The organism is Kitasatospora sp. NPDC001664 (assembly GCF_053596675.1).
On the sequence record NZ_JBSFGS010000030.1, the window covers coordinates 1 to 25,984 of the forward strand.

Here is a 25,984-nt window from a genome sequence, read left to right on the forward strand (position 1 = left end):
ATATCTGGCGTTGACTTTTGGCACGCTGTTGAGTTCTCAAGGAACGGTGGCTTCCTTCGGTCCGCCTTCCAGCGGGCCCTCCGGGCGCTTCGTTCTTTCGTGTTTCAAGCTTATCAGACGCTTTCGTCCGACTCGCTTCCGTCTTCTGCGACCTGACGGCCTGTCCGACGTTTCAAACTCTAGCCGATTCCCGCTCCGAAAAGCGAATCCAGCCGCAATCCATATAAACGCACACGACAAATAGACCCGGCCCGCAAAAAGCACAGACCGGTTCCGAGCAGAAGTGGTGTTCCAAGGATTGGCCGCCCCGGGACCGTCCACACAGAACGCGTGTCCGGTGCTCCCTGCCGAGCGACTAGAGAACACTACCTTCGTTGCCATCCGAAGGCAAACATCCTCCAAGAGCCCTGTTCGACACCCTCTTGAGCGATCGCTCAAGCTCTGCCACCATGGCGCCACCGCCTTGAGCGATCGCTCAAACCGCAACCGCCGGCCTGCCCAGGAGTACCCGTGCCTCAGATCGCCACCGCCCCCACCGCGACCGCCTCCACCGCCCGCGCGTCGATATTCCGGAGCGCCCTCGGCTCGGACTTCGACCGGCTGCACCCCGAACTCCAGCGTCGCTTCGGGTTCTCCAGTCGGGACGGGATCGCCTGCATCGGCACCGGCCGGATGGACCGGGTGTGGCACGGGTCCCGCCTGGTGAAGCAGGCCCTCCGACTGGGGAGCGGCTGCAACATCCTCTTTCCGGAGAGCGGGCGCGACGTCGCCTTCACCATCGCGAACTACGCGTACCGGGACGGGTACGGCCGGGAGACGGTCACCTTCGTCCGGACCTTCCAGTTCACCCGTCCCCGCCGGTTCGACGCGACGATGATCGCCTCCGAGCGGCCGAACACGGTCATCGACTACCTGGGGACGCACCAGCACCTGGCGGTCGACCTGGAGTTGCAGGTGACTCCGGCCGGCGGGTTGGTGATCACCTCGGGCGACCAACGGGTGTCGGCGCTGCCGGGCTCGCCGCGGTGCCCGGGGGTGCTGACGGGGCGGGCCCGGGTGCACGAGTGGTTCGACGAGGAGGCGGAGCGGTTCCGGATCGAGGTGAGGGTGACCAATCCGGTGGTCGGTGCGGTGATGGGGTACCAGGGGTCGTTCACCACCGAGTACGTGGACGTCGCGGACCGCGCGGGGGTGCCGACGTACGTGCGGCCGGTACGGGAGCAGTGGCGGAGTTGAGGGCACGGGAACGGGCACGGGGAGGAGCAAGGACCGCGGGGAGAGCGGGGAAAGCGATGCTAGTCAGCGCGCCTGAACGGGCCTCGGGCCGCCCGGGGCGGCTCCCACTACGCTGCTCGGCATGAGCGACACGCGTGAGCGACTGATGGAAGCGGCCGTCTCCGCGATCAGGCGGCACGGGATCGCGGGCGTCTCGGCGCGAAGCATCGCCACCGAGGCGGGGGCCAACCAGGCGCTGGTCTTCTACCACTTCAAGACGGTCGAGGGACTGCTCGCCGCCGCCGCGCTCCGTGAGACCGGTCTGCGGCTCGAGCGCTACCGGCCGCGGCTCGAGCAGGCCGGCTCGCTGCGCGAGCTCCTCCGGCTCGGCCGGGAGCTGCACGAGGAGGAGCGGGACCGGGGGAACGTGGCACTGCTTGGGCACTTCCTCGCGGGGGCCGCCGCCTACCCGGCGCTGGCGACCGCTTCGGCGGAGGCGCTCGGGCTGTGGAGTGCGGAGGTCGAGCGGGTGCTGACGCGGATCTTCCTGGGCCACCCGCTGGTGGAGGTCCTCGACGTACCGGGGCTGGCCAAGGCCGTCTCCGCCTCCTTCGTCGGTCTGGAGCTGTACGAGGGGGTGGATCCTGACGGGGCGTCGGCCGCCTTCGACGCGCTGGACCGGATGGGCGCGCTGGTGGAGGTGGTGGACGGGCTCGGGCCGGTGGCCGCGCGCGCGTTCAAGGCCACGCTTCGGCGCAGCTCCGCCCGGACGGGTCGCGAGGGCTGAGGCCGGCAGCAGGTGACACGACGGCGGCCCGCCCCCACTGTGGGGGCGGGCCGCCGTCGTGTCACCTGGTCACCGCACTCCGGTCAGGAGTTGGTGGGGAAGCCCAGGTTGATGCCGCCGTGCGAGGGGTCCAGCCAGCGCGAGGTGACGGCCTTGCCGCGGGTGAAGAACTGGACGCCGTCCGGGCCGTAGGCGTGGGTGTCGCCGAAGAGCGAGGCCTTCCAGCCGCCGAAGGAGTAGTAGGCGACCGGGACCGGGATCGGCACGTTGATGCCGACCATGCCGACCTCGACCTCGTGCTGGAAGCGTCGGGCGGCGCCACCGTCGTTGGTGAAGATGGCGGTGCCGTTGCCGTACGGGTTGCTGTTGATGAGCGCCAGGCCCTCCTCGTAGGAGGAGACCCGGACCACCGAGAGCACCGGGCCGAAGATCTCGTCGTTGTAGACGGACATGCCGGGCTTGACGTGGTCGAACAGGGTGGGGCCGAGCCAGAAGCCGTCGGCCGTGGGGGTACCGGCGGTGTCCGTCTCGGAGATCGCGTGCTTGCGGCCGTCCACGGCGAGCTCGGCGCCGTCGGCGAGGCCGGACTCGACGTAGGAGGTGACCTTGTCGCGGTGCTGGCCGGTGACCAGCGGGCCCATCTCGCTGTCGCCGTTGCAGCCCGGGCCGACCTTGAGGGTGGCCATCCGCTGCTTGATCTTCTCGACCAGCTCGTCGCCGATCGGGTCGACCGCGACCAGGACCGAGACGGCCATGCAGCGCTCGCCGGCCGCGCCGAAGCCGGCGTTGATGGCGGCGTCGGCGCTCAGGTCGAGGTCGGCGTCGGGGAGGACCAGCATGTGGTTCTTGGCGCCGCCGAGGGCCTGGACGCGCTTGCCGTAGCGGGTGCCGGTCTCGTAGACGTAGCGGGCGATCGGGGTGGAGCCGACGAAGCTGACGGCCTTGACGTCCGGGTGCTCCAGCAGGCGGTCGACGGCCACCTTGTCACCGTGCACGACGTTGAAGACGCCGTCGGGGAGACCGGCCTCCTTCCACATCTGGGCGATGAAGTTGGCCGCGGACGGGTCCTTCTCGGAGGGCTTGAGGATGACGGTGTTGCCGGCCGCGATGGCGATCGGGAAGAACCACATCGGCACCATGGCCGGGAAGTTGAACGGGGAGATGATGGCGACCGGGCCGAGCGCCTGGCGGATCGAGTAGACGTCGATGCCGGTGGAGGCCTGCTCGGTGAAGCCGCCCTTGACGAGCTGCGGGATGCCACAGGCGTACTCGACGACCTCCTGGCCGCGGGCCAGCTCGCCGAGCGCGTCGGAGTGCACCTTGCCGTGCTCGGCCACGATGATCGACGCGAGCTCGTCCTTGCGGGCGTTGAACAGCTCGCGGAACGCGAACAGCACCTGGGTGCGCTTGGCGATCGAGGCGTGGCGCCACTCGTCGAAGGCGGAGGCGGCCGCCGCGACGGCCTGGTCCACCTCCTCGATCCCGGCGAAGTCGACCTGGCCGGTGACCAGGCCGGTGGCCGGGTCGAAGATGTCGCCGCGCCGAGGGGCGGAGCCGGCGGTGGCGACGGGAGCGCCGTCGATCCAGTGAATGATGTGCTTGCTCAAGGTCCTCATGCCTCCGAAGTCCGATCACGGGGCTACCGCGCTCGTCCTCCAGTCTGCTGACCGATCGGGCCCGTCTCAACGAACAGGCTGACGGGGAATGGAGATTCAGCCTTACAGGTCGTCATGCACGCGGGGCTGACGCGTCAGTGCGGCGGCCTCGTGCAGCGCCAGCTCCAGCAGCACCGGGTCGGTCAGCCGGCCGGAGCCGTCCGGCGGGGTCAGCCAGCGGAGCCCGCTGCCGCCGCCCGCCGGGTGCGGCAGGGCGACCCGGGTGCCGTAGCCGGCGGCCCGGACGCTCGTGCCGACCCACCGGGCGGCGGTGCCGACGGGCACCAGGAAGCCGACCCGGGCGTCGCCGAACTCGGCGAAGGCCGGGCCGCCCACCTCGGCGAGCATCCGGTGGGCCGCCCGGCCGAGCGGGCCGGGGACCAGCAGGACGTCCCAGACTCGGCCGGCGGGCAGCGGCATGACGCCGCGGCCGCCGCGTTCCCACTCCGCCCGGCAGGCCGCCGGGTCGTCGGCAGCCGACACCAGCCAGTCCAGCGGGGTGGTCTCCATCGTGCGCTCCTCGGTGCTCCGGACATCCGTCAGGAGTGAGAGAGGGGCGCGAGCGCCGGGTCTTACACGCCTCCCCCTCGCCGACCCACAAGAGCCGACCCACAGGAGCCGACCCCGGAGAGCCACCTCGGAGGGGACGGCGCGAAGGGCCGGCGCGAGGGGGCCGGCGCGAGGGGACGGACGGTCAGCGCAGCCGGGAGGAGGCCAGGATCGAGGCGAGGTGGGCGGGCACCATCACCCAGGTGACGGCGGCGAGCAGCGCGACCGCCGCCCGCGTGGGGGTGAGGTCGCCGGTCACCGTGTCGGCCACGGCGGCGGCGAGCAGCAGCAGCGAGGCCTCGATGCCGTTGGTGAGCCGGTGCAGCTTGAAGGCGGAGGCGAGCCGTCGCAGGGTGGCGACGCCCTGGGAGCGCGGCTGGGCGGCGGCGTCCTCGGCGACGGAGAGGCCGCTGCGGGCCCGGGCCACGTCCACCAGGTCGGTGGAGGCCTTGAGCAGCACCACGCCCAGGGCGGTGGCGAAGCCGATCGTGGACCACGCCCCGAAGTCGTTCTGGCCGGCCCGGAAGCCGGCCCCGGCGAGCAGCGCGGCGTCGGCCAGGTAGGCGCCGAGCCGGTCGACGTAGACGCCGGCGGTGGAGAACTGGCGCTTCCAGCGGGCGACTTCGCCGTCCACGCAGTCGAAGAGCAGGAAGCCCTGGAAGAGCACGGCGGCCAGCAGCGGGCCGGCCAGGCCGGGGATCAGCAGGGCGGCTCCGGCACCGACGCCGCAGACCACCATCAGCCAGGTGAGGGTGTTGGGGCTGACCCGGGTGCGGACCAGCTGGCGGGTGACGCGCAGGGAGATCCCGCGCATGTAGAGCCGGCCGGCCCAGTGCTCGCCGTTGCGGAGGGCGAGTTTGGCGGCGGGCTGGCAGACCTCGCGCAGGTCGGCCAGGGCGGGGGCGGGGGCCATGGTGGCTCCTTCGGAACGGACGCAGCGTCCAGGGGCGGGACGGCGCCAGGCTAGAGCAGGCCCGCAGCACGCCGGAGGGGCACCCCGCCGAAGCGGAGTGCCCCTCGCCGCACGCGCGGACGGACCGTCAGCTGTCGAAGCCCAGGCCCAGCTTGTCGAGCGTGCGCAGCCAGAGGTTGCGGTGTCCGCCCTGCCGGTCGGAGCGGTCCAGCGACCACTTGGTGATCTCGATCCCGGCCCAGCGCACCGGCTCGGGCGGGAAGGGCAGCGGCTTGCTGCGCACCATCTCCAGCGAGGTCCGCTCGGTCAGCTCGCCCGCGAGCAGGTCGAGCATCACCTCGGCGCCGTAGCGGGTGGCGCCGACGCCGAGGCCGGTGAACCCGGCGGCGTACGCGACCCGGCCCTTGTAGGCGGTGTCGAAGAACGCCGAGAAGCGGGTGCAGGTGTCGATCGCGCCGCCCCAGGCGTGGGTGAAGCGGATGCCGTCCAGCTGGGGGAAGGTCTGGAAAAACTGCCGCGACAGGGTGCGGAAGGTCTCCGGGCGCTGGTCGTGCTCCGACTGCACCTTGCTGCCGAAGTGGTAGATGGTGTCGTAGCCGCCCCACAGGATCCGGTTGTCCGCGGAGAGCCGGAAGTAGTGGAACTTGTTGGCGCTGTCGCTGAGCCCCTGCCGGCCGGTCCAGCCGATCGAGGCGAGCTGCTCGTCGGTGAGCGGTTCGGTCATCAGGGCGTAGTCGTACACCGGGACGATGTACGGGCGGACCCGCTTGACCAGCGAGGGGAACACGTTGGTGCCGAGCGCGACCTTGCGCGCGAAGACCCGCCCGTACGGGGTGCGGACGGCCATGCCGCTGCCGTGCTCGGCGAGCGAGAGGCCCTTGGTGCGCTCGAAGATCCGCACGCCCTGGGAGAGGCAGGCGTCCTTGAGGCCCCAGGCCAGCTTGGCCGGGTGGAGCATGGCCACGCCGTCCTTGTCCCACAGGCCGCCCAGGAAGGTGGGCGAGTCGACCTGCTCGCGCAGGGCGTCGGCGTCCAGGAAGGTGAGGTCGGTGCCGTACTCGGCGACCGCCTCGGCCACCTCGCGCAGTTCGGCGAGCTGGTGCGGCTGGGTGGCGATGTCGATCTCGCCGGTCCGCTCCCACTCGCAGTCGATGGAGTAGCGCTTGAGGGTGTCCTCGATGGCCTGGAGGTTGGCCATGCCCTGGCGCTCCAGCTCGGCCAGTTCGCCGGGCCAGCGCTGGAGGCCGTTGCCGAATCCGTGGGTGAGGCTGGCGGCGCAGAACCCGCCGTTGCGCCCGGACGCCGCCCAGCCGATCTCGTGACCCTCGATCAGCACCACGTCGAGCGAGGGGTCCCGCTCCTTGGCGATCAGCGCGGTCCACAGGCCGGAGTAGCCGCCGCCCACGACCAGCAGGTCGCACCGGGTGTCGCCGACCAGGGCCGCGAGGGCCTCCGGCCGACCCGGGTCCTCGAGCCAGAACGGGGTGGGACGGGCGTCACTGAGAGCACGGGCAGAGTCCATCTGCCTATCAGCTACTTTCTGCGGATTGACGGCATTTCAGAGCGTACACAGCAGGGTGTGTACAGAGTGTCAGGCTCGCGCCTTCCTGCGGTTGCCGACCCACTGGCCGGCCACCGTCAGGACGACGGCGGCGATGAACATCGCGGTGCCGATCACGTTGACCTGCACCGGGATGCCTCGCTGCGAGGCGCCCCAGACGAACATCGGGAAGGTGACCGTGGTCGGTCCCGAGTTGAACTGGGTGATGATGAAGTCGTCGAAGGAGAGCGCGAAGCTGAGCAGCGCGCCGGCCGCGATGCCGGGGGCGGCGAGCGGCAGGGTGATCTTGAGGAAGGTCTGGAACGGGGTGGCGTAGAGGTCCTGGGCGGCCTGCTCCAGGCGCGGGTCCATGCTCATCACGCGGGCCTTGACCGCCGTCACCACGAAGCTGAGGCAGAACATGATGTGCGCGATCAGGATCGTGGTGAAGCCGAACGGGATCCGCATGTTGAGGAACAGGGTGCCCAGTGAGGCCGCCATGACCACCTCGGGCATGGCCATCGGCAGGAAGATCAGGCCGGTCGCGGTGCCCTTGCCGCGGAAGCGGTAGCGGGCCAGCGCGAACGCGACCATGGTGCCGAGCACGGTGGCGCCGACGGTGGCCAGCACGGCGATCTGCAGCGAGAGCGAGAGCGAGCCGCACATGTCGGCCACGCCGCAGGGGTCGGTCCAGGCGTCGGTGGAGAACTGGTTCCACTCGTAGTTGAACTTGCCCGCGGGCTTGTTGAACGAGAAGGCCAGCACGACCAGGTTGGGCAGGATCAGGTAGGCCAGGGCGGCGAGCCCGGCCAGGGTGACCAGGTTGCGGCGCAGCCACTTCACGGGACGGTTCATCAGACCAGTTCCTCCGTCCCGGCCTTGCGCATGTAGACCGTCACCAGACCCAGGATCAGGGCCATCAGGATGAAGCTCAGCGCGGCGGCCGTGGGGTAGTCCAGCACGTTCAGGAACTGCTTCTGGATCGCGTTGCCGATCATCTGCTCGCTCGGCGAGCCGAGCAGCTGGGCGTTGATGTAGTCGCCGGAGGCGGGGATGAAGGTGAGCATGGTGCCCGCCACCACGCCCGGCAGCGAGATCGGGAAGGTGACCTTGCGGAAGGTGGTGAACGGCTTGGCGTACAGGTCGCCGGCCGCCTCGTGCAGCCTGGGGTCGATCCGCTCCAGCGAAGTGTAGAGCGGCAGGATCATGAACGGCAGGAAGTTGTACGTCAGGCCGCAGATCACCGCGAGCGGGGTGGCCAGCAGGCGCTGCCCCGTCGTCAGCCCGACGGCGTCGGTGATGCTCAGCAGGTGCAGCGAGTTGAGCACCGAGACCACCGGGCCGCCGTCCGAGAGGATGGTCTTCCAGGCCAGGGTGCGGATCAGGAAGCTGGTGAAGAACGGCGCGATCACCAGGATCAGGATGACGTTGCGCCAGCGCTTGGAGGCCTTGAAGGCGATGGTGTACGCCAGCGGGTAGCCGATCGCCAGGCAGAGCAGGGTGGCGACCCCGGCGTAGCCGAACGAGCGCAGGTAGTGCCACTTGTACTCGCTGAGCGCGTCCCAGTAGGTGGAGAAGTGCCAGGTGAGCTTGAAGCCCTGCTCCAGCGAGCCGGTCTGCAGCGAGGTGGAGGCCTGGTAGACCATCGGCACCACGAAGAAGACCACCAGCCAGGCCAGGCCGGGCAGCAGCAGCCAGTAGGCCGTCAGCTTCCGCTTGGCGGGGCGCTCCTGAAGGGGTATCACCTGGGGCGGTGCCGCCTCGGTGGTGCTGGTCACGCCGCCTCCTCCCCGGTGCCCGCGTCGATCGCCTGGTCGGCGTCGAGGCCGAAGGAGTGCGCCGGGTTCCAGTGCAGGACGACCTCGGCACCGGGGGTGATCCGGACGTCGCGGTCCATGTTCTGCTCGAAGACGGCGATCTCCTGGCCGCTGGCGGTGCGCACCACGTACTGGGTGGAGACGCCGATGAAGGCGGAGTCCAGCACGGTGCCGGTGAGCCGGTTGCGGCCCTCGGCGACCTCGGTGCCGGCCGTTTCGATGGTGATCTTCTCGGGCCGCACGCCCAGGTGGACCCGGCCGGCCGCGGTGGCGCAGCGGGCCTCGGGCAGCGCGAGCCGGGCGCCGTCGGCGTCCAGCAGCACCGAGCCGTCGGAGCGGCCGCTGACCTGGGCGGGGATCAGGTTGGACTGCCCGAGGAAGTTGGCCACGAAGGTGGTGGCGGGGTTCTCGTAGAGGTCGGCGGGGGCACCGAGCTGCTCGACCCGGCCGCCGTTCATCACCGCGATGGTGTCGGCCATGGTCATGGCCTCCTCCTGGTCGTGGGTGACGTGCACGAAGGTGATGCCGACCTCGGTCTGGATCCGCTTGAGCTCCAGCTGCATCTGGCGGCGCAGCTTGAGGTCGAGGGCGCCGAGCGGCTCGTCGAGCAGCAGCACCTGAGGGTGGTTGATCAGCGCGCGGGCGACCGCGACGCGCTGCTGCTGGCCGCCGGAGAGCTGGTGCGGCTTGCGCCGGGCCATCGGGCCGAGCTCGACCAGCTCCAGCATCTCCTCGACCTGCTTCTTGACGTCCTTCTTGCCGCGGCGGCGCAGGCCGAAGGCGACGTTCTCGAAGATGTCCAGGTGCGGGAAGAGCGCGTAGCTCTGGAAGACCGTGTTCACCGGCCGCTTGTACGGGGGCAGCGCGGTGACGTCCTGACCCCCGATCAGCACGGTGCCGCTGGTGGGCTCCTCCAGACCCGCGATCATCCGCAGGGTGGTGGTCTTGCCGCAGCCGGAGGCACCGAGCAGGGCGAAGAAGGAGCCCTGCGGGACAGTCAGGTCCAGCGGATGGACGGCGGTGAAGGCGCCGTAGGTCTTGCCGATGCCGGTGAGGCGTACGTCGCCGCCGGCCGTCGCCGCCTCGCGCAGCTGCTTGGTCATGGGGGTCTCTCTGTCGGGTGTTCAGAAGGCCGAGTGGGGTGGGGTCAGGCGCCGATCAACTTGGAGAACTTCTCCTCGAAGGCGGTCTCCTCGGCCTCGGTCAGGCTGCGGAAGGTGTGCACCTTCGCGGCCATCTCCGGGGTCGGGATCACCAGGGGGTTCTCGGCCGCCTCGGGGGCGATCTTGGCGAGCTCGGCCTGCACCCCGGTGACCGGGGAGACGTAGCTGATGCCCGCCGTGAGCTGCGCCGCGACGGTCTGCTGATAGTAGAAGTTGATCAGCAGCTCGGCGTTCTTCTTGTGCTGGGCCCTGGCCGGGACCAGCAGGTTGTCGGTGGAGGCCAGGTAGCCGTCGGCCGGGATCACGAACTCGATGTCGGGGTTGTCGGCCTTCAGCTGGATCAGGTCGCCGCCCCAGGCGATGCAGGCCGCGATGTCCCCGGAGGAGAGCTCCTGGCCGTAGTCGTTGCCGGTGAACTTGCGGATCTGCTTGGAGTCCACGGCCTTCTGGACCCGGGCCACGGCGGCGTCGAAGTCGTCCGCGGTGAACTTCTCCGGGCTCTTGCCGAGCGAGAGCAGCACCATCCCGATGGTGTCGCGCATCTCCGACAGGAAGGTCACCCGGCCCTTGAGCTCGGGGTCGTCCAGCAGCTGGGCGACGGAGGTGACCTCCTTCCCCTTGGTCGCCTTCTTGTTGTAGGCGATCACCGTCTGGATGCTGGTCCAGGGGTAGGTGTACTGGCGGCCCGGGTCCCAGTCGGGGGCGCGGAAGCGGGCCTCCAGGTTGGTCAGCGCGTTGGTCAGGTTGGCCGGGTTGAGCTTCTGCGCCCAGCCGAGCCGGATCAGTCGGCCGGCCATCCAGTCGGTGAGCACCACCAGGTCCCGGCCGGTGTCCTGACCCGCCGCCAGCTGCGGCTTGACCTTGCCGAAGAACTCGACGTTGTCGTTGACGTCCTCGGTGTACTTCACCTTGACGCCGGTGGCGGCGGTGAAGGCGTCCAGGGTCGGCCGCTTCGCCTCGTCGTTGGGGTCGACGTCGACGTAGAGCGGCCAGTTGGAGAAGTTCAGCACCTTGTCGGTGTCCGAGGCGTCCGGGGCTGCGGACTCCTTCCCCTCGGCGGAGCCGGTCTTCGCCGGGGGTATCCCGCAGGCCGTCAGGCCGCCCGCCCCGGCCAGCAGGGCGGTGGCCTGCAGCAGCCGACGGCGCGTCAGCGCCGCCCGGCCGCCCAGGAGGCTCCGTTCCCAGGCCCTGCGGACCGGCTCGGACAGGCCGTCGGTGATCTCGTTGAACTCCATGCTGGGGACACCCTCCGGGGGAAGAGGCGGAGCAGACGGGGATTATCTGTCTCCGAAGACCGTGCGGTGCCAGTCCTTCCTGGCGACCGCGGTGGTGTCGAACATGACGTGCTTGACCTGCGTGTACTCGTCCAGCGAGTACTGGGACATGTCCTTGCCGTAGCCGGAGGCCTTGTAGCCGCCGTGCGGCATCTCGCTGATGATCGGGATGTGGTCGTTGACCCAGACGCACCCGGCCTTGATCTCCCGGGTGGCCCGCAGCGAGCGGTGGACGTTGGTGGTCCAGGCGGAGGCGGCCAGGCCGTACGGGGTGTCGTTGGCCAGCCGCAGGCCCTCCTCGTCGGAGTCGAACGGGAGCACCACCAGGACCGGGCCGAAGATCTCGCCCTGCACCACCTCGCTGTCCTGCGGGGCGCCGGTGATCAGGGTCGGCAGGAAGTAGGCGCCGACACTCAGGTCGGTGCCGTCGTGGCCGAGCACCCGGGCCGGGCCGCCGGTGACCACGGTGGCGTACGAGCGGGCGCGCTCGACGAAGCCGGCCACCCGGTCGCGGTGCGCGTACGAGACCAGCGGGCCGAGGTCGGTGGCCGGGTTCAGCGGGTCGCCGATCCGGACCTGCCCGTACAGCTCGGCCACCCCGGCGACGAAGGCGTCGTACAGCGGGCGCTGCACGTAGGCGCGGGTGGCGGCGGTGCAGTCCTGGCCGGAGTTGATCAGCGAGGCGGCCACCGCGCCGTGCACGGCGGCGTCCAGGTCGGCGTCGTCGAAGACCACGAACGGGGCCTTGCCGCCGAGCTCCAGGTGGGTGCGCTTGACGCCCGCGACGGCCAGCTCGGCCACCCGCTTGCCGACCGGGGTGGAGCCGGTGAAGGAGACCATCGCGACGTCCGGGTGCGAGACCAGGTGCTCGCCCGCGGTGCGGCCGGCGCCGGTGACCACGTTGACCACGCCGTCCGGGATGCCCGCCTCGGTGCAGGCCCGGGCGAACATCAGCGAGGTCAGCGGGGTCAGCTCGGCCGGCTTGAGCACGATGGTGTTGCCCGCCGCGATGGCCGGCAGGACCTTCCACGCGGCCATCTGCAGCGGGTAGTTCCACGGCGAGATGGAGCCGACCACGCCGATCGCCTCGCGGCGCACGTAGGAGGTGTGGTCGCCGGAGTACTCGCCGGCCGCCTTGCCCTCCAGGTTGCGGGCCGCGCCGGCGAAGAAGGAGGTGTTGTCGACAGTGCCGGGCACGTCGAACTCGGTGGAGAGCTTGATCGGCTTGCCGGTCTGCGAGGTCTCCACCCGGGCGAAGTCCTCGGCGTGCTCCGCCAGCACCGCGGCCAGCTTCAGCAGCGCCTCGGACCGGGCGCCGGGGGTGGCGGCCGACCACTCCGGGAGCGCGGCCTTCGCGGCGGCGACGGCGGTGTCCACGTCCCCGGTCGAGGCCAGGGTGACGGTCTGTACGGTCTTCCCGGTGGCCGGGTTGACGACCTGGAAGGGTTCGCTGCCGGTGCCCTCGGTGAGCCGTCCGGCGATGTACTGCGCACCCGCGCCGAAGTCGGTCAGATCCATCGTTGTCCTCCAGGTACCCGGTGAGTCGGCCAGGGATCAGCGGGGTCCGGCGATCCTGACACCCGCCCGTTGCCCCTACAAGGGAATCCGCCGTTGCGTTCTGGTTACGCGACGGAATCCGGGGGCAACACCGCATTCATGCCACGACCCGGGGAGAGGGTCGGTGCTGCCGACCCGCTGACCTTGCCTCCTCACCCGGAAGGGTGACAAGCCTCACTCCGACAGCCTCCGCCGCAGAGGCCTTACAGGGTGGAAAGGCGACAGGTCGTCCGGCCGATGCATGATTCACCTGACACCCTGACGCCCCCACCGGAAGGTGCCGCCGTGCTCCCCACCGTCGCCCGCGTGCTCGACCTCGACGTGATGCGGCGCGGCCTGCCCCAGGTCGTGGCCGGAGCCGAACACCTGGAACGCCCCGTCCGCTGGGTGCACGTCAGCGAGCTCCCCGACGTGGCCGGCATGCTCCAGGGCGGCGAACTCGTCCTCACCACCGGCATCGCCCTGCCCGAGGACCGCGACGGCCTGGCCCGCTACGTCCGCGAGCTCACCGAGATCGGCGCCGCCGGCCTGGTCGTCGAGTTCGGCCGCCGCTACTTCGACACCCTCCCCCGCGCCCTGGTGCACGCCGCCGAGCAGCGCGGCCTCCCCCTCATCGCGCTCCGCCGCGAACTGCGCTTCGTCGCCGTCACCGAGGCCGTGCACGCCCTCGTCGTCAACGCCCAGCTGGAACAGCTGCGCACCTCCGAGGCCGTCCACCAGGTCTTCAACGAGCTCGCCACCGAAGGCGCCGAACCCGGCGAGGTGGTCCGCCAGGTCGCCCGGATGGCCGGCGCGCCCGTCGTGCTGGAGAACCTCGCCCACCAGGTGCTGGCCCACGACACCGCCGGCCGCCCGGAGAGCGAACTGCTGGAGGGCTGGGAGCGCCGCTCCCGCGGCGTCCACCCCACCGGCCGCACCGGCCACGACCCGCGCAGCGGCTGGCTGGTCACCACCGTCGGCGCCCGCGGCCAGGACTGGGGCCGCCTCGTCCTGGTCGCCGACCCCGGCCCGCTGCCCGCCGACACCCCCCACCCGCACGCCATGCTGCTGGAGCGCGGCGCCGCCACCCTGGCCCTGAACCGGCTGGTGGTCCGCGACCGCGAGTCGCTGGAACGGCAGACCCACCGCACCCTGCTCTCCGGCATCCTCACCCACGCCCTGACGGTCAGTGAGGTCGCCCTGCGGGCCGCCGCCCTGGGCGTCCCGCTGGACGGGCGGCGGCTGGTCGGCGTGGTCCTGCGGCAGCGGCGCGGGCCGATCCCCGCGGCCCTGGAGGCCCAGGCCCGGCTGCGCGACTTCACCGAACTCGCCGCCACGGCGGTGCGGAGCAGCCGGCTCTCGGCGCTGGTCGGCGCGCTGGACGACGAGGGCGTCGGGCTGCTGATCGCCCTCGGCTCCGGGCAGGACGAGCACACGGCACTGGAGTCCTTCGCGGCGGCGCTGCGCAAGCTCGTCGCCGAGGGCGCTCGTGACGCCGCGTCACCCGTCCCCGAGCCCGTGATCGCGGTCGGCTCCTCGGTCGGGTCGGTCCGGGACGCGCGGCGCACCCTGCTCGAAGCCACCCAGGTCGCGGACGCCGCCCTGCACGACGCCCCCGGCGGACGGGCCGCCTCCTACTACCGGCTGCCGGACGTGCGACTGCGCGGCCTGCTCCACCTGCTCCGCGACGACGCCCGGCTGCAGACGTACGTCGAGCGGGAGCTCGGGCCCCTGCTCGCGTACGACGCCGAGCACGGCGGGCAGCTGGTCCAGCTGCTGCGGATCTACCTGGAGCAGGGCCGCAACAAGTCCGCCGCCGCCGACGCCGCCCACCTCTCCCGGCCGTCCTTCTACGACCGCCTCCACAAGGTCGAACGCATCCTCGCCGTCGACCTCGACCAGGTGGAGTCCTGCCTCTCCCTGCACGTCGCCCTGCTCGCCCTCGACGCCGTCCGAAGGTAGCGGCGCGCCGCCCGGAAGGGCAGCGACCTCAGGGGCGCGAGGAACTGCGCGAGTCCGGAAGGCGGACCAGCGTGAGATCGGGGCACGTCAGCCAGTTGCACGTGCTGCCGTGCCCCCGCGCGCAGTTCCTCGCGCCCCTGGGGTCGCTGCCCTGCCGGGCGAAGCTCAGACCCCCGCGACGTTGCCCCAGATCTTGTGGAAGTCGGGCCGCTCGTCGGCGGTGACGTCCCGCATCGTGCGCAGCCGCGCCCGCATCTCGTCCGTCGGGAACATCAACGGCTCCTCCGCGAGCGCCGCCACCTCCGGGTCCTCGCTCTTCGCCAGGACCTCCCGCGCGGCCGGCACCGGGCAGATGTACTGCACCGCCGCCGCCAGCTCCGCCGCCACCTCGGGCTGGTAGTAGTAGTCGATCAGCAGCTCGGCGTTGGTCTTGTGGGCGGCCCGGTTCGGCACCAGCAGGCTCTCGGCCCACAGCTCGCCGCCCTCCTCCGGCACGACGAACTCGATGTCCGGGTTCTCCGCCTTCAGCTGGATCGCGTCGCCGGAGTACGCCTGGCAGGCGACCGCCGCACCCGACGCCAGGTCGCTGGTGTAGTCGTTGCCGGTGAACCGCCGGACGTGCTTGGTGTCCACCATCTTCTGGACCAGCGCCATCGCCTTGTGCGCGTCGTCCGCCGTGAACTTCGCGATGTCCGCGCCCTGGGCCAGCATCAGCATGCCGATCGCCTCGTCCATCCCGGCGAACAGCGTGACCCGGCCCTTCAGGTCGGGGGCCCACAGGTCCGCCGTCGACTTCAGCTCCCGCCCCAGCGCCTTGCGGTTGTAGGCGATCCCGGTGATGCCGGACTGCCACGGCACGCTGTGCCGGCGCCCCGGGTCCCAGGCCGGGGAGGCCAGCTGCGGGTCGAGGTGCTTGGTGACGTTGGGCAGGTTGGCTGCCTCGTACTGCTGGACCCAGCCCAGCGAGACGTACCGCCCGGCCATCCAGTCGCTGACCACCATCAGGTCGCGGCCCGGGTCCCCGCCCTGGGCCAGCACCGGGCTGATCTTGCCGAAGAACTCGTCGTTGTCGTTGATGTCCTCGGTGTAGCTGACCTCGATCCCGGCGTCCTTGGCGAAGGCGTCCAGGGTCGGGCGCCCGCCCTTGTCGTCGGTGTCGATGTACTGCGTCCAGTTGGAGAACTGGAGCGACTTGTCCTGCTCCGACTTGTCCGGCCCCGCGCGGCGCTCCTCCGGGACGTACGCGGCGGGGATGCCGCAGGCGGAGAGGCTCAGCAGGCCGGCGGTCCCCAGCAGGGCGCGGCGGGTGAAGGTCATCAGCGGGTCTCCGAGCAAAGGGGCGGCCCCGGGCCGGTAGCCCGGGGCCGTGCCGAACGGTACGTCAGACGGTGTGCGCGTCGGTGAGGTTGAGCACCTCGTCCAGGATGGCGAGGCCGGTCTTGGCCTCCTCCTCGCTCACGTTGCACGGCGGCACCACGTGGAAGCGGTTCATGTTCACGAACGGCCACAGGCCGCGCTTCTTGCAGGCGGCGGCCAGCTCGGCCATCGGGGCGTTCGCGGGGCCGGCCGCGTTGTACGGCACCAGCGGCTCGCGGGTCTGACGGTCCTTCACCAGGTCCAGCGCCCAGAACACGCCCAGGCCGCGGACCTCGCCGATCGAGGGGTGACGCTCCGCCAGCTCGCGCAGGCCGGGGCCGATCACCGTCTCGCCGATGTGCTTGGCGTGCTCCACGATGCCCTCCTCGGCCATCGTGGTGATGGTCGCGACGGCGGAGGCGCAGGCCAGCGGGTGGCCGGAGTAGGTGAGGCCGCCGGGGAAGACCCGCTCGGCGAAGGTGGCCGCGATCTCGGCCGAGATGGCCACGCCGCCGAGCGGCAGGTAGCCGGAGTTGACGCCCTTGGCGAAGGTCAGCAGGTCCGGGGTGACGTTCCAGTGGTCGGCGGCGAACCACGCGCCGGTGCGGCCGAAGCCGGCCATCACCTCGTCGAGGATGAAGACGATGCCGTAGCGGTCGCAGATCTCCCGGACGCCCGCCAGGTAGCCGGCCGGCGGGATCAGGATGCCCGCGGTGCCGACCACCGTCTCCAGGATGATCGCGGCGACGGTGCCGGGGCCCTCGAAGGCGATGGTCTGCTCGAGGTGGGCGAGCGCGCGCTCGCACTCCTGGGCCTCGTTCTCGGCGTGGAAGTTGGAGCGGTAGGCGTACGGGCCCCAGAAGTGCACGATGCCGGAGACGCCGGTCTCGTTGGCCCAGCGACGGGGGTCGCCGGTCAGCGTGATCGCGTTGGCGGTGGCGCCGTGGTACGAGCGGTAGGTGGCCAGCACCTTGTGGCGGCCGGTGTGCAGCCGGGCCATCCGGATGGCGTTCTCGTTGGCCTCGGCGCCGCCGTTGGTGAAGAAGATCTTGTCCAGGTCGCCCGGGGTGCGCTCGGCGATGAGGCGGGCCGCCTCCGAGCGGGACTCCTCGGCGAAGCCGGGGGCGATGGTGCAGAGCTGGGCGGCCTTCTGCTGGATCGCGGCGACCACCTTGGGGTGCTGGTGACCGATGTTGGTGTTCACCAGCTGGGAGGAGAAGTCGAGGTAGCGGTTGCCCTCGTAGTCCCAGAAGTACGAGCCTTCGGCACCGGCCACCGCGAGGGGGTCGATCAGGGCCTGGGCGGACCACGAGTGGAAGACGTGCGCGCGGTCGGCGGCCTTGACGGCCTGCCCGGCAGCCGGATCAGCAGTGGGGATGCTCATGCCGGTAAGCCTAGGGAACCCCGGGCCTGACGTGCAGTTGCATCCTGTCAGGCGGACGCCGCGTCGCCCGACACCCTGACAAACACGAGGGGCGCGGAGCCAGTGGCCCCGCGCCCCTCAGTACCTCAGGACGCTCAGATCGCGGTCATGCTGCGCCCGACGGTGACGACCCGCTAGATCGCGGTCATCACGTGCTTGACCCGGGTGTAGTCCTCGAAGCCGTACGACGACAGGTCCTTGCCGTAGCCGGACTTCTTGAAGCCACCGTGCGGCATCTCCGCGACCAGCGGGATGTGGGTGTTGATCCAGACGCAGCCGAAGTCCAGGCGACGGGACATCCGCATGGCGCGGGCGTGGTCCTTGGTCCAGACCGAGGAGGCCAGCGCGTACTCGACGCCGTTGGCGTAGCCGACGGCCTGGTCCTCGTCGGAGAACTTCTGCACGGTGATGACCGGGCCGAAGACCTCGTTCTGGATGATCTCGTCGTCCTGGTTCAGGCCGGAGACCACGGTCGGGGCGTAGAAGTAGCCGACCTCGCCGACCCGGTGGCCACCGGCCTCGACCTTGGCGTGGGCGGGCAGTCGCTCGATGAAGCCGGCCACCTGCTTGAGCTGGTTGGCGTTGTTCAGCGGGCCGTAGAGCACGTCCTCGTCGTCCACGCCGCCGGTCTTGGTCTCCGAGGCGGCCTTGGCCAGCGCGGCGACGAACTCGTCGTGGATCGACTCGTGCACCAGCACGCGGGTGGCGGCGGTGCAGTCCTGGCCGGCGTTGAAGTACCCGGCGACCGAGATGCCCTCGACGGCCTCGGCGATGTCGGCGTCCTCGAACACCACGACCGGGGCCTTGCCGCCCAGCTCCAGGTGGACCCGCTTGACGTCCTTGGCGGCCGACTCGGCGACCTGGATGCCGGCGCGGACCGAGCCGGTGATGGAGGCCATCGCCGGGGTGGAGTGCTCGACCATCAGACGGCCGGACTCGCGGTCACCGCAGATCACGTTGAAGATGCCGGCCGGCAGCTCCAGGTCCTTGAGCACGCCGCCGATGATCTCGGCCAGCAGCACGGTGGAGGCCGGGGTGGTGTCCGAGGGCTTGAGGACCACGGTGTTGCCCGCGGCGATGGCCGGGGCGAACTTCCACACGGCCATCATCATCGGGTAGTTCCACGGCGCGACCTGGGCGCAGACGCCGACCGGCTCGCGGCGGACGATCGAGGTCATGCCGTCCATGTACTCACCGGCGGCCTTGCCCTCCAGCAGACGGGCGGCGCCGGCGAAGAAGCGCAGCTGGTCCACCATCGGGCCGATCTCCTCGGAGAGGGTCAGCCCGCGCGGCTTGCCGGTGTTGCGGACCTCGGCGTCCACGATCTCGTCGGCGCGCGCCTCGACCGCGTCGGCGATCTTCAGCAGCAGCTTCTGCCGGGTGGAGGGGGTGGCGTCGCGCCAGGCCGGGAAGGCCGCGGCGGCGGCGTCCATGGCGGCGTCCACGTCGGCGGCGCCCGACAGCGGGGACGTCGCGTACACCTCGCCGGTGGTCGGGTCGATCACGTCGAGCGTGCGGCCGTCGGCCGCATCGACGAACTCACCGTTGACGTAGTTGCGCAGCGTCTGAAGCTCGCTCACGGAAGTCTCTCCTCGGTCGGGGCCTGCCACGTTGCAGGGACACCGGCGCCAGGGTACCTCTGGGCGCCGGGCGGCCGGCTGGGAAGCGCCGGTCCACGGTTGGGTGCGTACCCGCCTTCGCGTGTACCTGACCAGAGTAGCCGGTTGGCTTCCGTTCTCGACAGCCCATCGACATAAGGGCTACGTAATCCGCAGGCCAAATCGGAAACAGCGACGAAATCAGCAGCAGGAGCAGTTGCGCCTGACGAAACGATCAGGCACAGTGGCGACGTGGCCAACCGCGACCGGAACGCCAGCGTTCCCCTCGACGCCGCCTCCAAGGCGATCATCGAGCAGCTCCAGGAGGACGGGCGCCGCCCGTACGCCGCCATCGGCAAGGCCGTCGGCCTGTCCGAGGCGGCCGTGCGTCAGCGGGTCCAGAAGCTGCTCGACCAGGGCGTGATGCAGATCGTCGCCGTGACCGACCCCCTCACCGTCGGCTTCACCCGGCAGGCGATGGTCGGGATCAACGTCGAAGGTGACATCGAGCCCGTCGCCGACGCGCTGGCCGCCCTCGACGAGGTCGACTACGTGGTCTGCACCGCAGGCTCGTTCGACCTGCTGGCCGAGCTGGTCTGCGAGGACGACGAGCACCTGCTCGAACTGATCAACAAGCGCATCCGCGCCCTTCCCGGCGTGCGGAGCACCGAGAGCTTCGTTTACCTGAAGCTCCGGAAACAGACCTACACCTGGGGCACCAGATGACGGACCTTTCCAAGACCGCCTACGACCACCTGTGGATGCACTTCACCCGCATGTCGTCGTACGAGAAGAACCCCGTCCCCACCATCGTGCGTGGTGAGGGCGTCTACGTCTGGGACGACAAGGGCAAGAAGTACCTCGACGGCCTCGCCGGCCTGTTCGTGGTCCAGGCCGGTCACGGCCGCGAGGAGCTGGCCGAGGCCGCCGCCAAGCAGGCCAAGGAGCTCGCCTTCTTCCCGGTGTGGAGCTACGCCCACCCGAAGGCGATCGAGCTGGCCGAGCGCCTGGCCAACTACGCCCCGGGCGACCTGAACAAGGTCTTCTTCTCCACCGGTGGCGGCGAGGCCGTCGAGACTGCCTGGAAGCTGGCCAAGCAGTACTTCAAGCTGACCGGCAAGCCGACCAAGCACAAGGTCATCTCGCGCTCCATCGCGTACCACGGCACCCCGCAGGGCGCCCTGTCCATCACCGGTCTGCCGGGCCTGAAGGCCCCGTTCGAGCCGCTGGTGCCGGGCACCCACAAGGCGCCGAACACCAACATCTACCGCGCCCCCGAGTACCTCGCGGGCCCGGACGGCACCGTCGACCCGGAGTTCTACGGCCGCTGGGCCGCGGACCAGGTCGAGCAGGCCATCCTGTTCGAGGGCGCCGACACCGTCGCCGCCGTCTTCGTCGAGCCGGTGCAGAACGCCGGCGGCTGCTTCCCGCCGCCGCCCGGGTACTTCCAGCGCCTGCGCGAGATCTGCGACCGCCACGACGTGCTGCTGGTCTCGGACGAGGTCATCTGCGCCTTCGGCCGCCTGGGCACCATGTTCGGCGCCGACAAGTTCGGCTACCAGCCCGACATGATCACCTGCGCCAAGGGCATGACCTCGGGCTACAGCCCGATCGGCGCGACCATCATCTCGGACCGCCTGGCCGAGCCGTTCTACAAGGGCGACAACGCCTTCCTGCACGGCTACACCTTCGGTGGCCACCCGGTCTCCTCCGCGGTGGCGCTGGCCAACCTCGACATCTTCGAGCGCGAGGGCCTGAACCAGCACGTGCTCGACAACGAGTCGAAGTTCCTCGGCACCCTGGGCAAGCTCCACGACCTGCCGATCGTCGGCGACGTCCGCGGCAACGGGTACTTCTACGGCATCGAGCTCGTGAAGGACAAGGTCACCAAGGAGTCGTTCAACGACGACGAGATCGAGCGCGTGCTGTACGGCTTCCTCTCCAAGGAGCTGTACAACAACGGCCTCTACTGCCGCGCCGACGACCGTGGCGACCCGGTCATCCAGCTGGCGCCGCCGCTGATCTCCGACCAGTCGACCTTCGACGAGATCGAGCAGATCCTGCGCCAGACGCTGACCGACGCGTGGGCCAAGATCTGACGGCCTGACAGGCTCTCCGTCCCACCCTCCGCCCGAGGCGGCCTCCTTCCGGGGGCCGCCTCCGGCGTTTTCCGGTGATCAACACGCCGGATTCGTCACTCTTCGGACCGGAATGCGACCTGAACGGCTCAGTGCGCCGCAACCCCGACCCGCCCCGGTCGTTCTAATCTGACGACTGTCATATCCGCGTTCGGCACAGGATGGACCTCATGTCAGCGGCCCCGCCCGACAACGACGTGCTCTGGGCCCGGGGGATCGTCAAGTCCCACCACGGCACCCCCGCCCTCCGCGGCGTCTCGATCGGCGTCCGGGAGGGCGAGGTCCTCGCCGTCACCGGCCCCCGCGGTTCCGGCAAGAGCACCCTGCTCGGCTGCCTCTCCGGCCTGCTCCCCGTGGACGAGGGCGAGGTCTGGTTCAACAGCTCCCCCGTGCACACCCTCGGCCGGGCCGGCCGCGAGCGGCTGCGCCGCGAACGCTTCGGCTTCGTCGGCTCCGAGCCGCACCTCGTGCCGGAGCTCACCGCCCGCGAGAACGTCGCCCTGCCCCTGCTGCTCTCCGGCGTCGGCCACAAGGCGGCCCACACCGCGGCCGCCGAGTGGCTGGAGCGGCTCGACGTGGCCGAGCACGCCAAGCAGCGCCCGGCCGAACTGATGCAGAGCCAGCGCCAGCGGATCGCGGTCGCCCGGGCCCTGGCCCCACTGCCGCCGGTGGTCTTCGCCGACGACCCCACCGCCCCGCTGCACCGCGAGGCCCAGGACCAGGTCCTGCGGATACTGGCGACCGCCGCCCGCTCCCACCAGCTCACCCTGGTGCTCGCCACCCACGACCCGGAGCTCGCCCGGTACGCCGACCGCACCGTCGCGCTCGCCGACGGCCGGCTCACCGGGCCCGCCGTCCCGGTCGGCCGGGGCACGGCGCCGCAGAACCTGAACGGCCACGGCCCCGCCACCGCCGTACCCGCGGGGCGCTGAGCATGCTCTACCTCCGCCTGGCCCGCGGCTACCGGGCCGCCGACCTGCTCCGCTGGCTCCTCACCGCGACCGCCGCCGCCCTGGTGGCGGCGCTGCTGCTACGCGCCCTCGGCCGCGCCCTCGGCACCCCCGGCACCGACGCACTCCCCCGGCTGCTCTGGTGCCTGCCGCCACTGGCCGCCGTCGGCTGGTTCGCCGCCGCGGCCGCCCGCGCGGTGCCCGCCGCCCGGCCCGAGCGGATCAGGGGCCTCACCGCCGCCGGAGCCGGCCCGGTCCGCATCCGGCTGCTGATCGCCGGCGAGATCGCCCTCGCCTGCAGCGCGGGCAGCCTGCTCGCCCTGCTCGCCTTCCTGGTGCTGCGCAACGACATCGCCGGCCCCTCGCTCGCCGCCGACCTCGGCATGGGCACCCCCCTCCCGGCGGCCGCGCCGGTCACCCTGCTGGCCCTCGTCCCGCTCGCCGCGGGCCTGTGCGCCGCACTCGCCGTCCCGGCCGCCGACCCGCTGCCCACCGGCGCCGAGACCACCGCCCGCACCGGCTTCCCGACCGCCCTGACCGCCACCGGCCTCGGCCTCCTGGTGGCGGGCGCGGCCCTGGAGCTGTACGGCCTGCGGCCCGGCGCCGCCGCCGACGGCCGCCCGGTCGACCTGCCCGGCGGCCTCGGCGACACCAGCCACGCCGCCCTCGCCGGCTGGGCCATGGCCGCACTGGGCCTGGCCATGCTCACCGGGCCGCTGCTCGCCCTGGCGGGCCGGGTGCTCGCCCTCGGCCGCCCGAGCCCGCTCCGGCTGCTGGCCGGCCGGGGCCTCACCGCCGAGGCCCGCCGGCTCGCCGTCCCGCTCGCGGTGCTCGCCCTCACCGCGGCCACCGTGCTCACCGCCTTCCGCCACTGGGGCGACCGCCCCGGCACCGGCGAGGCGCTGACCGCCCTGGCCGCCGTGCTGGTGATCGCCTGCGCGGCGGCCGCCGCGCTCGCCCGGGCCAACGAGGTCCGCCACTCCCGACGGGCCGTCAGCTCCACCCTGCTCCGCCTCGGCGCCGCCCCCGGGCTCCTCTTCGGCGCCGCCGTCCTCCGGGTGCTCACCGCCGGGACGGTGCTGCTGCTGACCGGCGGCCTGACCGCCGCCCTGGCGGCCGGCGCGCTCTCCTGACCCCCGGTCATGCCGAAGGGCCCGGCGGACTCACCGTCCGCCGGGCCCTTCGCCGTACGCCCTGACCGCTCGTCAGCCGGCCGCCGCCAGCTGCCCGCAGGCGCCGTCGATCTCCTGACCGCGGGTGTCCCGGACCGTGGTCGGCACGCCGTGCGACTGGAGGCGGCGGACGAACTCCCGCTCGTCCTCGGGCCGCGAGGCGGTCCACTTCGAACCCGGCGTCGGGTTCAGCGGGATCAGGTTCACGTGCACCCGGTGGTTCTTGATCAGACGGCCGAGCAGGTCCGCCCGCCACGCCTGGTCGTTGATGTCCTTGATCAGCGCGTACTCGATGGAGATCCGGCGCCCGGACTTCTCCGCGTAGTTCCACGCGGCGTCCAGCACCTCCTCGACCTTCCACCGGGTGTTCACCGGCACCAGCTCGTCGCGGAGCTCGTCGTCCGGCGCGTGCAGCGAGAGCGCGAGGCGGCAGGAGAGCCCCTCGTCCGCGAACCGGTACATCGCCGGGACGAGGCCGACGGTCGAGACCGTGATGCCGCGCTGGGAGAGCCCGAAGCCGTCCGGCGCCGGGTCGGTCAGCCGGCGGATCGAGGCCAGCACCCGGTTGTAGTTGGCGAGCGGCTCGCCCATCCCCATGAAGACCACGTTCGACAGCCGCGCCTCACCGCCCGGCATCTCCCCGGAGCGCAGCGAACGCATCCCGGCGGCGATCTGCTCCACGATCTCGGCGGTGGAGAGGTTACGGGTCAGCCCGGCCTGCCCGGTCGCGCAGAACGGGCAGTTCATCCCGCAGCCGGCCTGCGAGCTGATGCACATGGTCACCCGGTCCGGGTAGCGCATCAGCACCGACTCGACCAGCACGCCGTCGAACAGCTTCCACAGCGTCTTGCGGGTCTCGTCGTCGTCGCAGGACACGTGCCGGACCACCGACATCAGGTCCGGCAGCAGCGCCTCGGTCAGCTTCTCCCGGCTGGCGGCCGGCATGTCCGTCCACTGCGAGGGGTCGTTCGAGAGGCGGCCGAAGTAGTGGTTCGACAGCTGCTTGGCGCGGAACGGCTGCTCGCCCAGCTCGGCGACGGCCGCCTTCCGCTCGTCGGCGGACAGGTCGGCGAGGTGTCGCGGGGGCTTGGCGCCGCGCGGCGCAGCGAAGGTGAGTTCTCCGGGCTTAGGCATGATTCATCCAGTGTCGCAGATCGAAAAGGCCCCGGACGCTACGGCGTCCGGGGCCCCTCTGAGGGTGCGTCAGCGCGGCCGGTCAGCTGCCGACGAAGGCGGCGAGCAGGAGCCAGACCACCGGGGCGGTCGGCAGCAGCGAATCCAGCCGGTCCATGATGCCGCCGTGGCCGGGGAGCAGGGTGCCCATGTCCTTGATGCCGAGGTCGCGCTTGATCATCGACTCGGCCAGGTCGCCCAGGGTGGCGGTGACGGCCGCGCAGGCGCCCAGGATCAGGCCCTGCCACCAGACGCCGTCGTCGATCACGTACTGCATCAGCAGCGCGCCCGCGATCATCGACAGCCCGATGCCGCCGGCCAGGCCCTCCCGGGTCTTGCCCGGGCTGATGGTGGGGGCCAGCTTGTTCTTGCCGAACTTGTAGCCGACCGCGTAGGCGCCGGTGTCGCTGCAGATGGTGACGACCAGGAAGAGCAGGATGCGCCACGGCCCGTCGTCGGCCGCCAGCATCATCACCACGAAGGTGGCCAGGAACGGCACGTAGAAGGCGGTGAAGATGCCCGCCGTTATGTCGCGCAGGTAGTTCTCCGGCGGCTGCGACATCCGCCAGACCATCACCGCGAGCCCGGTCAGCGCCAGCGCGGCGGCGGCCCACTCGGGCCCGGCCCAGTAGCCGGCCGCCAGCATCGCGATGCCGCCCGCCACCAGTGGCACCAGCGGGACGCTGACCTGCTTGCGCTCGGTGAGCCGGCTGGTGAGCTCCCAGATGCCGACCCCGACCGCGGCCATCACCACGAAGAGGAAGAGCACCTTCACGAAGAACAGCGAGGCCACGATGACCGCACCGAGGCCGACCCCGACTCCTATCGCCGCCTGGAGGTTGCGGCCGCCCCGCTGCTTGCGGGGCTGCTGGTCGGGCTGGGCCACGGCTGTCTCCTGCCCTGGGGCGGACGTCGGGGTGGGATGGTGCGGCATGACAGGAGTCTGTGCCGGGGTGCCCGGTCGGTACACCGGGCGCTGCCGCGCGTGACCCGTTTGGGGTGCACCGACCCCCGGGCCGGAGGACTCCGGCCCGGGGGCGGTCGCAGCAGAGCGGTCGGGCGCCGAGGCCGGGCGCCCGGGAGCGTCGTGCATCAGACCTCGAGCAGCTCGGCTTCCTTGTGCTTCAGCAGCTCGTCGATCTGCGCCACGTGGCGGGCGGTGACGTCGTCGAGCTCCTTCTCGGCGCGGCGGCCGTCGTCCTCGCCGATCTCGCCGTCCTTCACCAGCTTGTCGATGCCGTCCTTGGCCTTGCGGCGGATGGAGCGGATCGAGACCTTGGCGTCCTCGCCCTTGCCGCGGGCCTGCTTGATGTACTCGCGACGGCGCTCCTCGGTGAGGACCGGCAGCACCACGCGGATGATCGAGCCGTCGTTGGACGGGTTGACGCCCAGGTCGGAGTCGCGGATCGCGGTCTCGATGTTCTTGAGCGCGGTCTTGTCGAACGGCGTGACGACCGCCATCCGGGGCTCCGGCACCGAGAACGAGGCCAGCTGGTTGATCGGCGTCAGCGCGCCGTAGTAGTCCGCGACGATCTTGGCGAACATCGCGGGGTGGGCCCGGCCGGTCCGGATGGCCGCGAAGTCGTCCTTCGCGACCTGGACGGCCTTCTCCATCTTCTCCTCGGCCTCGAAGAGGATCTCTTCGGTCACTGTCTGCTCCCTGTCCCGTACATCTGCTGTTGTCCCGTACCGGTTGGTGCCCCGGACGGCTGGTTGCTGCTCAGGTGACGGCCCGCCGGCTGACCGACCGTCGGCTGACGACC

The 25,984-nt window shown here is 71.2% G+C and carries 22 protein-coding genes; 7 read left to right on the forward strand and 15 right to left on the reverse strand.

Going from position 1 to position 25,984, the window contains the following annotated elements; translation table 11 throughout:
* Positions 1–510 precede the first annotated feature (510 nt).
* Positions 511–1,236 (forward strand): DUF4166 domain-containing protein, encoded by a 726-nt coding sequence (locus ACWCYY_RS32420; protein ID WP_449798062.1) that lies wholly within the window; start codon positions 511–513, stop codon positions 1,234–1,236.
* Positions 1,237–1,357: 121 nt separating this feature from the next.
* Positions 1,358–2,002: a TetR/AcrR family transcriptional regulator gene (locus ACWCYY_RS32425; protein ID WP_449798063.1), complete on the forward strand. Its 645-nt coding sequence runs from the start codon at positions 1,358–1,360 to the stop codon at positions 2,000–2,002.
* Positions 2,003–2,085: 83 nt separating this feature from the next.
* On the opposite strand, the gene ACWCYY_RS32430 is transcribed toward ACWCYY_RS32425, so the two are convergent.
* From ACWCYY_RS32430 to ACWCYY_RS32470, 9 genes are all read right to left on the reverse strand, one after another.
* Entirely contained in the window at positions 2,086–3,618 is a 1,533-nt protein-coding gene (locus tag ACWCYY_RS32430) for a CoA-acylating methylmalonate-semialdehyde dehydrogenase (protein WP_345285606.1), read from the reverse strand.
* Positions 3,619–3,720: 102 nt separating this feature from the next.
* Positions 3,721–4,167: a hypothetical protein gene (locus ACWCYY_RS32435; RefSeq protein WP_345285604.1), complete on the reverse strand. Its 447-nt coding sequence runs from the start codon at positions 4,165–4,167 to the stop codon at positions 3,721–3,723.
* A 184-nt stretch (positions 4,168–4,351) separates the two neighbouring features.
* Positions 4,352–5,119: a CDP-alcohol phosphatidyltransferase family protein gene (locus tag ACWCYY_RS32440; protein WP_345285602.1), complete on the reverse strand. Its 768-nt coding sequence runs from the start codon at positions 5,117–5,119 to the stop codon at positions 4,352–4,354.
* Between the two features lie 127 nt (positions 5,120–5,246).
* The gene (locus ACWCYY_RS32445; RefSeq protein ID WP_345285600.1) at positions 5,247–6,641 is read right to left on the reverse strand and encodes an NAD(P)/FAD-dependent oxidoreductase; all 1,395 of its coding nucleotides are present in this window, start codon (positions 6,639–6,641) and stop codon (positions 5,247–5,249) included.
* 69 nt (positions 6,642–6,710) lie between these two features.
* Positions 6,711–7,514, reverse strand: coding sequence for an ABC transporter permease (locus ACWCYY_RS32450; protein WP_345285599.1), 804 nt, complete (start codon positions 7,512–7,514; stop codon positions 6,711–6,713).
* Positions 7,514–8,437: an ABC transporter permease gene (locus tag ACWCYY_RS32455; RefSeq protein WP_345285597.1), complete on the reverse strand. Its 924-nt coding sequence runs from the start codon at positions 8,435–8,437 to the stop codon at positions 7,514–7,516. The genes ACWCYY_RS32450 and ACWCYY_RS32455 overlap by 1 nt, the downstream gene beginning before the upstream one ends.
* Positions 8,434–9,579 carry an ABC transporter ATP-binding protein gene (locus tag ACWCYY_RS32460; protein WP_449798064.1) on the reverse strand — a complete coding sequence of 382 codons (1,146 nt, stop codon included), beginning with the start codon at positions 9,577–9,579 and terminating at the stop codon, positions 8,434–8,436. The genes ACWCYY_RS32455 and ACWCYY_RS32460 overlap by 4 nt, the downstream gene beginning before the upstream one ends.
* A gap of 44 nt (positions 9,580–9,623) precedes the next feature.
* Positions 9,624–10,874, reverse strand: coding sequence for a polyamine ABC transporter substrate-binding protein (locus ACWCYY_RS32465; RefSeq protein WP_345285593.1), 1,251 nt, complete (start codon positions 10,872–10,874; stop codon positions 9,624–9,626).
* A 42-nt stretch (positions 10,875–10,916) separates the two neighbouring features.
* On the reverse strand, positions 10,917–12,431 hold the full coding sequence (locus tag ACWCYY_RS32470) for a gamma-aminobutyraldehyde dehydrogenase (RefSeq protein ID WP_449798065.1): 1,515 nt from the start codon (positions 12,429–12,431) through the stop codon (positions 10,917–10,919).
* 324 nt (positions 12,432–12,755) lie between these two features.
* On the opposite strand from ACWCYY_RS32470, the gene ACWCYY_RS32475 reads away from it, so the two are divergent.
* A complete protein-coding gene (locus ACWCYY_RS32475; RefSeq protein ID WP_345285589.1) occupies positions 12,756–14,411 on the forward strand; it encodes a PucR family transcriptional regulator in 1,656 nt (551 codons plus the stop codon).
* A 165-nt stretch (positions 14,412–14,576) separates the two neighbouring features.
* On the opposite strand, the gene ACWCYY_RS32480 is transcribed toward ACWCYY_RS32475, so the two are convergent.
* From ACWCYY_RS32480 to ACWCYY_RS32490, 3 genes are all read right to left on the reverse strand, one after another.
* Positions 14,577–15,728, reverse strand: a complete 1,152-nt coding sequence (locus tag ACWCYY_RS32480; protein WP_345285587.1) for a polyamine ABC transporter substrate-binding protein — start codon at positions 15,726–15,728, stop codon at positions 14,577–14,579.
* A 64-nt stretch (positions 15,729–15,792) separates the two neighbouring features.
* Complete coding sequence (locus ACWCYY_RS32485; protein ID WP_345285585.1) at positions 15,793–17,151, reverse strand: aspartate aminotransferase family protein; 1,359 nt, start codon at positions 17,149–17,151, stop codon at positions 15,793–15,795.
* 173 nt (positions 17,152–17,324) lie between these two features.
* Positions 17,325–18,770: a gamma-aminobutyraldehyde dehydrogenase gene (locus tag ACWCYY_RS32490; RefSeq protein ID WP_449798066.1), complete on the reverse strand. Its 1,446-nt coding sequence runs from the start codon at positions 18,768–18,770 to the stop codon at positions 17,325–17,327.
* A 270-nt stretch (positions 18,771–19,040) separates the two neighbouring features.
* Between ACWCYY_RS32490 and ACWCYY_RS32495 the strand changes: the two genes are divergently transcribed.
* The 4 genes from ACWCYY_RS32495 (at position 19,041) to ACWCYY_RS32510 (ending at position 23,009) form a co-directional block, all read left to right on the forward strand.
* Positions 19,041–19,514: an Lrp/AsnC family transcriptional regulator gene (locus tag ACWCYY_RS32495; RefSeq protein ID WP_057232352.1), complete on the forward strand. Its 474-nt coding sequence runs from the start codon at positions 19,041–19,043 to the stop codon at positions 19,512–19,514.
* A complete protein-coding gene (locus ACWCYY_RS32500; RefSeq protein WP_345285580.1) occupies positions 19,511–20,887 on the forward strand; it encodes an aspartate aminotransferase family protein in 1,377 nt (458 codons plus the stop codon). Before ACWCYY_RS32495 ends, ACWCYY_RS32500 begins: the two co-directional genes overlap by 4 nt.
* 209 nt (positions 20,888–21,096) lie before the next feature.
* Positions 21,097–21,858, forward strand: a complete 762-nt coding sequence (locus ACWCYY_RS32505) for an ABC transporter ATP-binding protein (protein WP_345285578.1) — start codon at positions 21,097–21,099, stop codon at positions 21,856–21,858.
* A gap of 2 nt (positions 21,859–21,860) precedes the next feature.
* Complete coding sequence (locus ACWCYY_RS32510; RefSeq protein WP_449798067.1) at positions 21,861–23,009, forward strand: hypothetical protein; 1,149 nt, start codon at positions 21,861–21,863, stop codon at positions 23,007–23,009.
* 72 nt (positions 23,010–23,081) lie between these two features.
* Here ACWCYY_RS32510 and rlmN read toward each other — a convergent pair whose 3' ends face one another.
* From rlmN to frr, 3 genes are all read right to left on the reverse strand, one after another.
* Entirely contained in the window at positions 23,082–24,182 is a 1,101-nt protein-coding gene (rlmN, locus tag ACWCYY_RS32515; RefSeq protein WP_402304487.1) for a 23S rRNA (adenine(2503)-C(2))-methyltransferase RlmN, read from the reverse strand.
* An 82-nt stretch (positions 24,183–24,264) separates the two neighbouring features.
* On the reverse strand, positions 24,265–25,314 hold the full coding sequence (locus ACWCYY_RS32520; protein ID WP_449798068.1) for a phosphatidate cytidylyltransferase: 1,050 nt from the start codon (positions 25,312–25,314) through the stop codon (positions 24,265–24,267).
* A complete protein-coding gene (gene frr / locus ACWCYY_RS32525) occupies positions 25,314–25,871 on the reverse strand; it encodes a ribosome recycling factor (RefSeq protein WP_345285570.1) in 558 nt (185 codons plus the stop codon). Before frr ends, ACWCYY_RS32520 begins: the two co-directional genes overlap by 1 nt.
* Between the last annotated feature and the right edge of the window lie 113 nt (positions 25,872–25,984).